Origin of the sequence: Nocardioides bizhenqiangii (genome assembly GCF_034661235.1) — a bacterium.
Taxonomy (GTDB): Bacteria; Actinomycetota; Actinomycetes; order Propionibacteriales; family Nocardioidaceae; genus Nocardioides; species Nocardioides bizhenqiangii.
Genome location: NZ_CP141059.1, coordinates 1,434,300 through 1,447,442 on the forward strand (window position 1 = coordinate 1,434,300; position 13,143 = coordinate 1,447,442).

General features: G+C 70.6%; 13 protein-coding genes. 9 read left to right on the plus strand and 4 right to left on the minus strand.

Annotation, left to right across the window (positions count from 1 at the left end):
* Positions 1-83: 83 nt before the first annotated feature.
* On the minus strand, positions 84-653 hold the full coding sequence (locus tag SHK19_RS07015; RefSeq protein WP_322457857.1) for an O-methyltransferase: 570 nt from the start codon (positions 651-653) through the stop codon (positions 84-86).
* Positions 654-895: 242 nt separating this feature from the next.
* Here SHK19_RS07015 and SHK19_RS07020 point away from each other — a divergent pair, with 242 nt between their 5' ends.
* From SHK19_RS07020 to SHK19_RS07030, 3 genes are all read left to right on the plus strand, one after another.
* Positions 896-1,057: a hypothetical protein gene (locus tag SHK19_RS07020; RefSeq protein ID WP_322457858.1), complete on the plus strand. Its 162-nt coding sequence runs from the start codon at positions 896-898 to the stop codon at positions 1,055-1,057.
* A gap of 11 nt (positions 1,058-1,068) precedes the next feature.
* Entirely contained in the window at positions 1,069-2,178 is a 1,110-nt protein-coding gene (locus SHK19_RS07025) for a 3-isopropylmalate dehydrogenase (RefSeq protein ID WP_322938219.1), read from the plus strand.
* A 75-nt stretch (positions 2,179-2,253) separates the two neighbouring features.
* Complete coding sequence (locus SHK19_RS07030; protein ID WP_322457860.1) at positions 2,254-3,333, plus strand: branched-chain amino acid aminotransferase; 1,080 nt, start codon at positions 2,254-2,256, stop codon at positions 3,331-3,333.
* A 394-nt stretch (positions 3,334-3,727) separates the two neighbouring features.
* Here the strand turns inward: SHK19_RS07030 and SHK19_RS07035 are convergent, their stop codons facing one another.
* Both SHK19_RS07035 and SHK19_RS07040 read right to left on the minus strand, forming a co-directional pair.
* On the minus strand, positions 3,728-4,750 hold the full coding sequence (locus tag SHK19_RS07035) for a methyltransferase (protein ID WP_322938220.1): 1,023 nt from the start codon (positions 4,748-4,750) through the stop codon (positions 3,728-3,730).
* Between the two features lie 154 nt (positions 4,751-4,904).
* The gene (locus tag SHK19_RS07040; RefSeq protein ID WP_322938221.1) at positions 4,905-5,420 is read right to left on the minus strand and encodes a hypothetical protein; all 516 of its coding nucleotides are present in this window, start codon (positions 5,418-5,420) and stop codon (positions 4,905-4,907) included.
* Between the two features lie 180 nt (positions 5,421-5,600).
* Between SHK19_RS07040 and SHK19_RS07045 the strand changes: the two genes are divergently transcribed.
* The 3 genes from SHK19_RS07045 to cimA all read left to right on the plus strand — a co-directional run bounded on the left by SHK19_RS07045 (position 5,601) and on the right by cimA (position 9,652).
* On the plus strand, positions 5,601-5,954 hold the full coding sequence (locus SHK19_RS07045; RefSeq protein WP_322457863.1) for a hypothetical protein: 354 nt from the start codon (positions 5,601-5,603) through the stop codon (positions 5,952-5,954).
* 167 nt (positions 5,955-6,121) lie between these two features.
* Positions 6,122-7,747, plus strand: a complete 1,626-nt coding sequence (locus SHK19_RS07050; protein ID WP_322938222.1) for a serine/threonine-protein kinase — start codon at positions 6,122-6,124, stop codon at positions 7,745-7,747.
* A gap of 276 nt (positions 7,748-8,023) precedes the next feature.
* Complete coding sequence (gene cimA, locus SHK19_RS07055; protein WP_322457865.1) at positions 8,024-9,652, plus strand: citramalate synthase; 1,629 nt, start codon at positions 8,024-8,026, stop codon at positions 9,650-9,652.
* On the opposite strand, the gene SHK19_RS07060 is transcribed toward cimA, so the two are convergent.
* Positions 9,629-10,246, minus strand: coding sequence for a TetR/AcrR family transcriptional regulator (locus SHK19_RS07060; protein WP_322938223.1), 618 nt, complete (start codon positions 10,244-10,246; stop codon positions 9,629-9,631). The two genes, cimA and SHK19_RS07060, sit on opposite strands and share 24 nt — an antisense overlap.
* Positions 10,247-10,340: 94 nt before the next feature.
* On the opposite strand from SHK19_RS07060, the gene SHK19_RS07065 reads away from it, so the two are divergent.
* From SHK19_RS07065 to SHK19_RS07075, 3 genes are read left to right on the plus strand one after another with little or no spacing between them, the layout of a single operon-like run.
* Positions 10,341-10,895: an NAD(P)H-dependent oxidoreductase gene (locus SHK19_RS07065; protein WP_322457867.1), complete on the plus strand. Its 555-nt coding sequence runs from the start codon at positions 10,341-10,343 to the stop codon at positions 10,893-10,895.
* A gap of 27 nt (positions 10,896-10,922) precedes the next feature.
* Positions 10,923-12,356 carry an amidase gene (locus tag SHK19_RS07070; protein WP_322938224.1) on the plus strand — a complete coding sequence of 478 codons (1,434 nt, stop codon included), beginning with the start codon at positions 10,923-10,925 and terminating at the stop codon, positions 12,354-12,356.
* A gap of 54 nt (positions 12,357-12,410) precedes the next feature.
* Positions 12,411-13,064, plus strand: coding sequence for a response regulator transcription factor (locus SHK19_RS07075; RefSeq protein WP_322938225.1), 654 nt, complete (start codon positions 12,411-12,413; stop codon positions 13,062-13,064).
* Positions 13,065-13,143: the final 79 nt, after the last annotated feature.

A 13,143-nucleotide genomic window follows, 5' to 3' on the forward strand; every position in this document is an offset into this window, starting at 1 on the left:
CCGCGGTGCGACACGCTGCCGGGCCGCGGTTGGCGTAGTCGCCGATTGCGACCGCCGGCGGCTTGCGGGTGGCGGCGGGCGGGTCAGCTACGAGTGGCAAGCACGACCGAGGAGTCGCTGGCGACCATCACCTCGACGGCGGTGAACCGGTCGTCGGTGAGCCACTGCTCGCGCAGGATGTCGACCCGGCCGTCGGTCAGCGGCGGCCACTGCTCGCACGGCCAGAAGTTGTCGAGTACGACGATCCCACCCACCTCGACGAGGTCCGCGATCGCGTCGACGCCGACCTCGGCGGGCTGCTCGGAGTCGAGGAAGAGCAGGGAGTAGGGGCCCTTGTCGGTCAAGGTGGACCAGTCGGCGGTGAGCACGTCGACGAGCGGGTCGTCGGTGAAGATCTCGGCGGCCGCGCGCGCCAGCTTGGGGTCGCGCTCCGCGGTGAGGATCCGGGCCTGGGTGTCGCGGACACCTGACCGCAACCACGCCGTGCCGACGCCGCAGCCGGTGCCGAACTCGGCCATGATCCCGGAGCGGGTGGCGGCCAGCGCCGCCAGCAGACGGCCGGTCTCGTTGCGGCAGAACGACACGTAGCCCGCGCGGCGGGAGACGTCGAACGCGCGGTTGACCACGTCGGGAAGCTCGGGGGGCGCGCTCATGCAAACGAGTCTTTCATCCTGATACCAACGTCTCGCCATCCGAACACGGATCGAAATGTGACGACACCGGCCCGCGGACGCCGTACGCTCGTGCTCACCATGCGGCAGTTCTTCGTACTTATCGTGCGCCGCGGCGAGGCCTGAGAGAGGCCACCTCGCCGCGGTGACTGCGGCGTGCATCCCTCGCCCGCGTGGGCTTCTCATCCAAACTCGGTAGAAGCCCATTTGCCTGGAAGGCGAGCATGACCATGTACGACATGTATCCGGACTGGGGCCCGGCGAAGAACGACCCCGATCACCCGCTGCACCGCAACAGCCACAGCGATGCCCTGCAGAGCGCGTTCAACCGGTCGGCAGGGACTGCCCTGCGAGACGACGACGAGCCTCGTCCCGACGACAACTAACGTCTCCGCCCATGACCTCTGCGACCAGCAGCACCGCATCCACCGTCGCGCCCGCCGAAGGGAGCGTGGCCCTCGCCGTCGTCCCCGGTGACGGCATCGGACCCGAGGTGACGGACGAGGCGCTGAAGGTGCTCGAGGTCGCGGCCCCTGCAGGAGTGAAGTTCGAAAAAACCCGCTACGACCTGGGCGCCGAGCGGTACCTCGCCACCCATGAGGTGCTGCCCGACTCCGTGCTCGCCGAGATCCGGCGGCACGACGCGATCCTGCTCGGAGCGGTCGGCGGCAAGCCGAACGACCCCAACCTGCCGCCGGGGATCCTCGAGCGCGGGCTGCTGCTGCGGCTGCGCTTCGAGCTCGACCACTACGTCAACCTGCGCCCGTCGCGGATCTACCCGGGCGCGGTCTCGCCGCTCTCGACCGAGATCCTCGGCAAGGGCGACGTCGACTTCGTGGTCGTGCGCGAGGGCACCGAGGGCCCGTACACCGGCAACGGCGGCGCACTGAGGACGGGAACCCCGGCCGAGGTCGCGACCGAGGTGTCGGTCAACACGGCGTACGGCGTGGAGCGGGTCATCCGCGACGCCTTCGCCCGTGCGCAGCGCCGGCCCCGCAAGAAGCTCACCCTGGTCCACAAGACCAACGTGCTCGTCAACGCGGGGTCGCTGTGGTGGCGCCTGTTCGAGGAGGTGGCGGCGGAGCATCCCGACGTCACCACCGACTACTGCCACATCGACGCGGTGATGATCTACCTCGCGACGGACCCGCAGCGGTTCGACGTGATCGTCACCGACAACCTGTTCGGCGACATCGTCACCGACCTCGCCGCCGCGATCACCGGCGGCATCGGCCTCGCGGCCTCGGGCAACGTCAACCCCGACCGCACCACGCCCTCGATGTTCGAGCCGGTGCACGGCTCGGCGCCCGACATCGCGGGCCAGCTGGTCGCGGACCCCACCGCCGCGATCCTCAGCGGCGCGCTGCTGCTCGACCACCTCGGACACCCCGAGGCGGCCGCGCGGATCGAGGCCGCCGTCATCGACGATCTCGCCGCCCGGACGCCGGGCCGGCAGCGGTCGACGCCCGAGGTGGGCGACGCGATCGCGGCCCGAGTAACGGGTTAGTCAGTAGTCCGGCTCTCATGCCGGCAGAAAGACCGACTCTCCCAACTACTAGGACGTTCGACTATCTTGTCTGACATGCAGATCACCACCACGCTCACGTCGTCTCCGACCGATGACGCGCGGTTGGCCGAGATCCTCGCGAACCCCGGGTTCGGCACCCACTTCACCGACCACATGTTCACGGTCGAGTGGACGCCGGCGGACGGCTGGCACCAGGCGCGGATCACGCCGTACGGCCCGATCACGCTCGACCCGGCCGCCGCGGTCCTGCACTACGCGCAGGAGATCTTCGAGGGCATGAAGGCCTACCGCCACGGCGACGGCTCGGTGTGGATGTTCCGGCCGGAGGCCAACGCCGAGCGGATGGTCCGCTCCTGCCACCGGCTGGCGCTCCCGGTGCTCGACGTGCCCGACTTCGTGCAGGCGGTCGCCGCGCTGGTCGAGGTCGACCAGCGCTGGGTGCCGGCCAACGAGGAGGGCGGCGAGAAGAGCCTCTACGTGCGGCCCTTCATGTTCGCCTCGGAGAAGTTCCTGGGTGTGCGACCCGCCGAGCACGTCACGTTCATGGTGATCGCCAGCCCGGCCGGTGCGTACTTCAAGGGCGGGGCCAAGCCGGTCAACCTGTGGCTCACCGAGGAATACACCCGCGCCGGTCGGGGTGGCATGGGCGCTGCCAAGACCGGCGGCAACTACGCCAGCTCGCTCATCGCGCAGCAGGAGGCCTACGCCAACGGCTGCGACCAGGTGGTCTTCCTGGACGCCGAAGAGGGCAAGTACGTCGAGGAGCTCGGCGGCATGAACATGTACTTCGTCTACGACGACGGCAACGTGGTCACCCCCGAGACCGGCACCATCCTCGAGGGCATCACCCGCGCCAGCATCATGGAGCTCGCGGGCAAGATGGGCCATCACGTGACCGAGCGGAAGTTCGGCATCGACGAGTGGCGTCAGGGCGTCGCGGACGGCCGGATCGTCGAGATCTTCGCCTGCGGCACCGCCGCGGTCGTGACCCCGGTCGGCGAGCTGCGCACCAAGGACGGCGTCACCCCCGCCCCCTCCCGTTCCGAGCTGACCATGCAGATCCGCGACGCGCTCGTCGACGTCCAGTTCGGCCGGGCCGAGGACACGTTCGGCTGGATGCGCCAGATCGTCTGAAGTCCGCGATGTTTTCGTCGGGCTGAGCTGGCTCGCCCCAAGCCGTGCACGTCGCACCGTCGACCATCTGCCACGCACAGAGTTGCCCTCGGTGGGTTCGGCCTCGCCTGATTGGGCGACGCCAAACCGGGTGAGAGCAATCGGATGCGTCCGCATCCCCAACGCGCGCCGTGCGCCATCGCTCTGCGGACACGGGGCGTGCCCGCCGCGCTCGCACCCACGGGTGTGAGCGTGTCTCACCCGAAGGCAAGACCGACGGGCACGCACCTGACCAGTACCCGTCGGCTCGAGAATGACGCGCTTCGGCCCGAATCGGCGTGCGGCTCCGAGCGCACGCAGGGCGGCAGACTCGGAGGTTGTCAGACTGCGTGACCCACCTGTGTCCCGAAAGGCCTCACTGAGCGGGGGCGGGCTTGGCCTCCAGAAGGCACATGATGCCGGGCGTCACGATGGCGCGGGTCAGGCGTAGACCGGCCGCAGCAAACAGTTCCGCGAACTCTGCCTCTGTGCGTTCTCTGCCCCCGGGTAGCACCATCATGTGTACATCCAAGAGCGGTCCGTCGTCGCCGGAGTTGGGGGCGCCGATCACCACCTCCGCGAGCACGACTCTGCCTTCGGGATTCATGGCTCGAGCACAGTGGCTGAGGATCTTGACTGCGTCTTCGTCCTCCCAGTCGTGGATGATCCACTTGAGCAGGTAGAGGTCAGCTCCCTCCGGGACACCCTCGAAGAAGTCTCCGCCCACGGTTGTGCATCGGTCAGCCACCCCGTCCTGACGCAGCGTATTTCCGGCGCCGCCCACGACGTGGGGTTGGTCAAAAATCACTCCTCGGAGCGCCGGGTGCGCCCTGAGTATCGCCGACATCAACCGGCCCTCACCACCGCCCACGTCGACCACGGTGCGCACACCTGAGAAGTCGTAGGCCTCGACGATCTGTGGGATTTCGGCAGTTGAGAAACTGGTCATGCGGCGATCGAACATGCGCGCCTCGTCCGGATGATCCGCGAGGTACTCGAAGAGCGACATCCCGTGGACATGGCGGAACGCGTTCTCACCGGTGGCGACCGTATGAGCCAGGGCACCGTAGGCGCGGTACCACGGGCCTGCATCGAAGACGGCGATCTCTCGCTGCGACGCTGGATGCTGGGTGCGCAGCAGGTCGGAGATGGGGGTGATCGCGAACCGCCTCTCCGGGAGCTCGGCGAAGATGCCCCTCACGGCCAAGACGCGCAGGACACGATAGAGCGCGTCCGGATCTGAACCCGTGGCATCGGCCAACTCATCTGACGTGAGCGGTCCGTCCCCCAGCAGGTCAGCAATCCCAAGTCGAGCCGCCACAGCGACGAACTGGGTGTCCTTGTAGCCGTCGATCATTCGGTCAAGCGCCGACTCGGCCTCTTCGTCCGAAGGCTCCACTCCGCGTCACCACCCCTACCGTGCCGTCTTCTTCGCGATGCTGTCACGACACAGCCAGGCGCGCACAGGCCCGCGCGAAACGCGCGGCCGCCGGCCGTGCCAGGTGCCCCAATGCCCGATTGCTCCGTGCATGCGGCGGTCGCTCGCTCAGCGCCTACGCGCGGTACTGGACCTCGTAACGAGTCCCTACTTCTGCCTGGAGCCGCGCCGCCAGCTGGCCAGCCCGCACGTCCAACTCTTGCTGACGTGCCCGCCACTCGTCGGTGGACGGGCGGTGATTGAGCACGTCCATGTCTCTTTGCCAGCCCAGGAGGTCTGCGATCAAGGATTCGCTGATTCCGAGCGCTCGCTGCAACCAGATGGGGTCGTCCGGGAGCAGCCCGTCGACACCCCACAACGGACCAGCGCTCTCGTCCCACATGATTCGAAGGTGGGAGCCGTCGACGGTGTGGTCGTCGTCGACATCGGGCTCCTCGCCCAGCGGCACGGCCAACCAGTAGGAGCCGTTCGGGTAGTTGCCGAAATATGGACGAGGTGCCTCACGTTCTTCCACGACGGTAGTGGACCACGTGGCGACGGCGTTCTCCTCGGCAGTTTGCGCCGGCCGGCGCGTCGAGATCTTCGCCTGCGGCACCGCCGCGGTCGCGACCCCGGTCGGCGAGCTGCCCACCAAGGACGGACACCTTCGGCTGGATTGCGCCGGATCTGCTGAGCCAGCGGTTCGACGTCCGCGGCCGCGGCGTTTGCGGTTCTGGTAGCGGTCGCAGCGTGAGCGCGTGCATCGCCGAGTCCGCGTGCTTAGTGTCGAAGGATTCGATGTTCCGTCTCGGGTGAGTGGGAGGGATCTGAAATGAACTACCGACGGATCGCCATCAGTGGGGTCGCGGCAGTCGCCGCGATACTCGTCACCGCAGTGCCGGCAGACGCGCACTTCTGCTACAAGAACAAGCTCACGCCCCAAGCAGCCGCTGGCATGGCGCGGTCGCAGGGATTCGTGACCTTCGGCGAGCTCGCGTTCCAGTTCACCGGCCTGTGTCCGGCCGGCATCGCGGTACTGGCCGACGCGGCCGGCGTCACCACCGGCACGCCGATCCACGCCAGAGCAGTGATGGCCGGTGGCAGCGGCGGCAACAAGGCGATCCGTCACCTCGACTTCGACGCGATCGACGCAGCCTTCCCGGACGCGGTAGCCGCCTGCACCTGACGTCTCGGGCACCGGTTCGGGTCGGTGGTCAGTCCTCGGCAGCGCGGTAGACCGCGTCGCGCAGGCGCGCCGTCCGCCGAGGTAACGGGCGACTCGACGTCGAGCAGCACGGTGAATCAAGACGCGGCCTACGCGTCGGACGACGCTGCGCTGGGTAGCCTCTGAACGTGACGACCCAACCGCAGGGCGAGTCGCCCACGCGGGTGGGCGACTACACGCTGCTGACCCGACTCGGTGAGGGCGGCATGGGCATCGTCCACCTCGCCCGGAGCACCGACGGCCGCCGGGTCGCGCTCAAGGTGTTGCGACCCCACATCGTGGGCGACGAGGAGGCCCGGGCCCGGCTCGCGCGCGAGGTCAACACCCTGATGCGGGTACGCAGCCCCTGGATCGCCGAGTTCCTCGACGCCGATCCGTGGGCGGAGATCCCCTACGTCGTCACCCGCTACGTGCCGGGCCTGTCGCTCCACGACTACGTCGTCGAGGAGGGACCGATCGAGGATCGGGACCTGTTCTGGCTCGCCGGGTGTCTGGCGGAAGGCGTCGCCGCGGTCCACCACGCCGGCGTGCTCCACCGCGACATCAAGCCCTCCAACGTGCTGATGGAGGGCCGCACGCCGATCCTCATCGACTTCGGCCTCGCCCGGGTCACCGACGACCCGCGGCTCACCCAGACCGGCTGGCTGCTCGGCACGCCTGGATACCTCGCGCCCGAGATCCTGTACGGCGACGACGCGACTCCCGCGGCCGACGTGCACGCCTGGGCGGCGACGGTCGCGTACGGCGCCACCGGGCGACCGCCGTACGGCCGCGGCCCGTCGATGGCGATCATGGACCGTGCCCGCCGCGGCGAGCACGATCTCACCGGTGTCGAGGGGCCGCTCGCGGCCGTCCTCGACGCCGCGCTCGCCCCCGACCCGCTCGCCCGGCCGACCCTCGGCGAGCTGCTCGCGTGGCTGCGGCCGCTGAGCACGCAGCCGTCGGCACCGGCGGTGCCGCCGCCGGTCGCCGACGTCCCGGACGACGAGTTCACGCTGCCGGTCGCGCTCGCGAACGGCGGTCTCGAACCGCGCACCGCAGCCACCCTTCCGGAGCCCCGCCCACCGACCCGGTTGATGACCGGCGCGGTCCCGCCGCCTGATCCGGCCCGCTATCCGGCGCCGCCGACCATCGCACCCACCCCCGCGGTCGCCCAGTGGGAGCAGGAGTGGGACGCCCGGCTGCTCGGACCCCCGAAGGTCCCCCTCGGCGAGCGGATCCGCCGCGGCGTCGCGGTCGGTTGCGGGGGACTCGCCGTGGGTGCGGCGACCGCCCTCGCGCCCTACATCACGGCTGTCGCCGTCGTCCTCGGCGTCTGGCTGCTGCGCACCGGCTCGCTGGCGGCGTCCGCGGGTGCCGATCGACGTACCACCCGCGGCAGCAAGTGGTACGACGGGGCGCAGCTCGCATTCACCACCCCATGGCACTCCCTCCGTGCGGTCACCGGCACGGTCGTGCTCGTCCTCTGGAGCCTGGGGCTGGCCCTCGCGGCCGCCCTGCTCTGCTACGCCGCGGCGCTCGATGGGGCGGCGACCCTCTTCGCGGGCGGCACCGCCCTCGGCATCGCGCTGTGGTCCGGGCCCGGTGCCAGCCGGTTGCGCTCACCGCTCTCGCGGATCGTCTACCCGCTCGCCAGCAGGTGGGGCCGCTGGCTGGCGATGTGCGGCGTCCTGCTCCTCGTCGCGGCCGTGCTCGGCCTGGTCGTCGCGGCGGAGGGCGTGCACTGGATCCCGGCGTCCACTCCGCCGTTCTGACGACCCCGCGACCGAGCTTGCGAGGTCGCGGACCAGGTCGGCAGGTCGAGTAGCGGCACGGCTGAGGCACGAAGCCGTGACCCGCGTATCGAAACCAGCCCCGCGTACCCGCGTATCGAGACCAGGACACCGAAGGTCGCGCGGCGTGGCAGACTAAGAGGGTGCAGCACCGTTTCGCCATCATCATTAGCTAGCGCGTCGAGCCCCTCGACGCGCCAACCTCTCGTCTCCGAGAGGTTTTTCTTTTGCCCGGACGATCCGACCCGAGAGACACCGATGAACCAGCCAGCCGACGCGCTCGACCCCCCCGTTGACCTACATGGCGCGTTCCACGTCTACGACACCACCCTGCGGGACGGCATGCAGCAGGAGGGCCTCAATCCGACGGTCGCGGACAAGCTGGCGATCGCGCGGCAGCTGGACGGCCTGGGCGTCGGCTACATCGAGGGCGGCTGGCCGGGCGCCAACCCCAAGGACACCGAGTTCTTCCGCAGGGCGGCGGCCGAGCTGGACCTCCGGCACGCGAAGCTGGCGGCGTTCGGCGCGACCCGTCGGGCCGGGGTCACGGCGGCCGACGACCCGCTGATCGCGGCGCTGCGCGAGAGCGGCGCCGGTGTGGTCACCCTCGTCGCCAAGTCCCACGCCGGCCACGTCGAGAAGGCGCTGCGCACCACGCTCGAGGAGAACCTCGCGATGGTCCGCGACACCGTCAGCCACCTCCGTGCCGAGGGCCAGCAGGTCTTCCTCGACGCCGAGCACTTCTTCGACGGCTACCGCCTCGACCGGGCCTACGCGCTCGAGGTGCTGCGGACGGCGTACGACGCGGGAGCCGAGGTCGTCGCCCTCTGCGACACCAACGGGGGGATGCTGCCGGGCTGGGTCGCCGACGTGGTCGACGACGTGGTGCAGACGACCGGGGTCCGGGTCGGGATCCACTGCCACAACGACACCGGCTGCGCGGTCGCCAACACCCTCGCCGCGGTCGAAGCGGGCGCGACACACGTGCAGGGCTGCATCAACGGCTACGGCGAGCGCACCGGCAACGCCGACCTGGTCAACGTGGTCGCCAACCTGGAGCTCAAGCTGGACCGGCGGGTGCTGCCCCCCGGCCTGCTGAGCGAGGCCACCCGGATCGCGCACGCGGTTGCCGAGGTGACCAACGTGCCGCCCGCATCCCGGCAGCCGTACGTCGGCGTCTCGGCGTTCGCCCACAAGGCCGGTCTGCACGCCTCGGCGATCAAGATCGACCCCGACCTCTACCAGCACATGGACCCGGCGGGCGTCGGCAACGACATGCGGCTGCTGGTCTCCGAGATGGCCGGCCGGGCGTCGATCGAGCTGAAGGGCAGGGAGCTCGGCTTCGACCTGTCCGCGACCCCGGAGGTCGTCTCCCGGGTCACCGCCCGGGTCAAGGAGCTGGAGTCGCAGGGCTACACGTTCGAGGCCGCCGACGCGTCGTTCGAGATGCTCCTCATGGAGGAGGCGGAGGGCCGGCGCCCGTCGTACTTCGACGTCGAGTCGTGGCGGGTGATCACCGAGACGCTCACCCACGCCCGTCCCGGGGAAGAGGCGGTCTCAGAGGCGACGGTCAAAGTGCTGGCCGCTGGCGTCCGGTACGTCGTGACCGGGGAGGGCAACGGTCCGGTCAACGCTCTCGACCAGGCGCTGCGCACCGCGATCGTGCAGGCATACCCGGAGATCGCGAAGTTCGAGCTGATCGACTTCAAGGTGCGGATCCTCGACCAGGGCCACGGCACCGACGCGATCACCCGCGTCCTCATCGAGACCAGCGACGGCGAGTCGTCCTGGGTCACCGTCGGCGTCGGCGCCAACGTGATCGAGGCGTCGTGGGAGGCGCTGGTCGAGGGGCTGACCTACGGACTAGTGCGCCACCACGTCGAGTGACCCGGCCGGTGCGGTGACGCGCCGGACCAGGTCGGACCAGCCCGCGACGAGCCGGCCCATCGGCAGGTGGGCCCGGTCGACCTGCTCCCGCAGGACGATGCTCTCGAGCGGCGCGACCAGGGCGGTCGCGAGATAGGCAAGGTCGCCCTCGACGCCGAGCTGGTCGAGCAGGTAACGCACGTGCATCGTCGTGAAGGACAGCGCGCCGACGCTGCGCGCGCCAGGGTTGCCGGCCGCCTCGATCAGCTCCGCGTGCCGGAGGTTGAGCAGCATCCGGGACTCGCCGAACGCCAGCAGCCGCTCCATCGGCGGCGCGCCGGGGCCGAGCGACGGCGGGCCGGCCATCACGGCTGCCTGCCACTCCGTCTCGGAGTGGTTGAGCAGCGCTCCCATCAGGCCCTCGCGGCTGCCGAACCGCCGGAACACGGTGCCCTTGCCGACCCCCGCGCGGCACGCCAGGGCGTCCATGGTCACCCCGCGGACGCCGACCTCCTCCACGAGCGCCGCGGCGGCCGTCATCAGTGCCTCGCGGTTGCGGGCCGCGTCGCGCCGCTCGGTCGGCGGCGAGGTGAGCAGGGGGAGCGGTTTGGACATGGCGCTGGTCACTCTAGGGCGCGACACCGACCTTGTTCTCGATCTTTTCCGAACACCCGGGAATGAAAACGGACCACGGTCCGTTTCGCCCCACATGACAGATACCCGCGTACTCGTCCTCGTCGGCAGCCTTCGCGCCGACTCGCACAACCGCAAGATCGCCGAGGCGATCCGCGAGCAGGCGCCCGCCGGCGTCTTCGTCGACATCGCCGACGGGCTCGGCGAGCTCCCGTTCTACAACGAGGACATCGACGGCGACCAGGCTCCGGAGGCGGTCGTCCGCCTGCGCGGCCAGGTCGCCGCAGCCGACCGGCTGCTCGTCATCACGCCGGAGTACAACGGCACGATGCCCGCCGTCCTCAACAACGCCATCGACTGGGCGTCGCGCCCGTTCGGCGCCGGCGCCATCAAGGACAAGCCGTTCGCTGTCGTCGGCACCGCCGTCGGCCAGTACGGCGGCCAATGGGCCCACGACGACACCCGCAAGTCGGCACGCGTCGCCGGTGCCGCTGTGGTCGACGAGATCTCCCTCTCGCACGGCTACGCGTGGGGCAGCGACCCTGCCGCCGACGCTGAGACCGTCGCCAAGTTCGTCGCGGCCGCGACCGACCTCGCGTCGTACGACGCCGCCACCACCACCGCTGCCTGACGATTCTGCCCGGCTACGTTGGGTCGTGTGACTGAGCTGCACGACCTCACCGCGCTCGAGCAGGGCGCGCTGGTCCGGTCCGGCGAGACCAGCGCCGTCGAGCTGACCGACCACTACCTGGCTCGCATCGAACGCGCCGGCCGCGAACATGGGGACTTCGTGGCCGGCGCGTTCGCGTTCCTCGACCCCGACCTGGCGCGGGCCAGGGCGCGGGAAGTCGCGGCGGTAGGCCCGGTCGGCGACGGGGCGTCGCCGCTCGCCGGCACGCCGACCGCGATCAAGGACCTCAACCTGACCGCCGGCGTCCCGACGGCGTTCGGGTCACCGGTCTTCGCCGACCACGTCCCCGAGGTCTCGGACGCGGTCACACTCGCCATGGAGGCGGCGGGCCTGGTGAGCCTCGGCAAGACGAGCACGCCGGAGTTCGGTTCGCCCTGCTACACCGAGCCCGAGGGTCGCCCGCCGGCGGTGACGCCGTGGGACACCACCCGGATGGCCGGGGGGTCCTCGGGCGGTGCGGCGGCCGCGGTCGCGGCCGGCCTGGTCCCCGCTGCGCAGGGCTCCGACGGCGGCGGGTCGATCCGGATCCCGGCGTCGTGCTGCGGCCTGGTCGGGCTCAAGCCCACCCGCGGCCGGATCAGCGGCTTCCCGATGTACGGCGACCCGATCGGGCTGGCCACCTCGGGTTCGATAGCCCGGTCGGTCGGTGACGCCGCGGCGCTGCTTGACGTGCTGGCAGGTCGCCGGGCGAGTGATCCCTACTGGGCGCCGGAGCCGTCCGGCACGTTCCTCGAGGCGACCCGGCGCGGGCCCGGTCGGCTGCGGATCGCGCGGTTCGTGCAGCCCGTCATCGCCGACGTCGACGTGAGCGCCGAGAGCCGGCAGGCCTACGAGGAGGCGTCGCAGCTGCTCGCCGGCCTCGGGCACATCATCGAGGACGTGCCGGTGCCGCTGCCGGCCGAGGCAGTGACCACCTTCGAGACCTGCTGGTCGGTCCTGACGGCGTTGTCGGTGACGCCGCTGCCGCCCGAGAAGCGTGACCTGCTCCGACCGCTCACCAGGTGGCTGGGGGAGCGCGGCGAAGCGGTCACCGGTCCCGAGTTCGGCCTCGCCATCGGCCGGCTCCGGGAGTACGCCGCGGGAGCGCTGATCCGGCTGGCGCCGTACGACGTCGTCCTCACGCCGACCCTCGCCACCCCGCCGCTGCCCGTCGGCGCCATCCGCAACGACGCTGACCCGGCCGCCGACTTCGAGGCGCAGAAGCGGTTCACGCCGTGGACCTCGGCCTGGAACGTCACCGGGATGCCGGCGATCTCGCTGCCCCTGCACTGGACGGCCGAGGGGCTGCCGGTCGGGGTCATGCTCGCGGCGCGGCCGGCCGAGGAGGAGCTGCTCCTCTCCCTGGCGGCCCAGGTCGAGGCGGCCTCGCCCTGGCGCGATCGGCATCCGCCGATCTGGTAGCGCCTTTCTTCCGATGCCCTGCTGGCGGCCCGTGGTTCGTGATGTCATGGCACCGTGCCAGCCGCCGACGTCATCCGGGTCGTGGTTGCCGACGGCGACGACGCAGGTCGGGCCGCGGCCGTGGCCGCGCTCCGAGCCAACGGTTGCGTCGTCTGCGGCGAGGCCGATCGCGCCGAAGATGCCGTCGCGGTCGCGGTCGAGCAGCGTCCGGACGTGGTGCTCCTCGACGTTGAGCTGCCCGGCAACGGCATCACCGCGGCTCGCGAGCTCGCGCGGCGGCTGCCGCAGACCCCCTTCGTCATGTTCGCAACGACGGCGGACGACGACGACCTCCTCGACTCGCTGCGCGCCGGCGCCGCCGGCTACCTGTTGAAGAGCACCGATCCGGGACGGCTGGGTCACGCGCTCCGGGGCGTGCTCAACGGCGAGGCGGCGATCCCCCGTCAGCTGGTACGACGGCTGACCGAGGAGATCCGGGCGCCGGCCCTGCCGACGTTCGTGAAGACCTCACCGGCCGCCAGCAAGCTCACGGCCCGCGAGTGGCAGGTGATGGAACTGCTCGGCGGCGGCCTGACGACCGACCAGGTCGCCCGCCGGCTGTACCTGTCACGCTCGACGATCCGCGTCCACGTCTCGTCGGTGCTGAAGAAGCTCCGGGTCAGCGACCGGGAGGGCGCGCTCGCCGTCCTCCGCGGGGAGACGCCCTGAGAGCGGAGGTCCCGGTCGTGGTGCTCGCCTCCCCACCGAGTGATCACCACGACCGGGTCCTGTCACGTGAGGTCCCCCC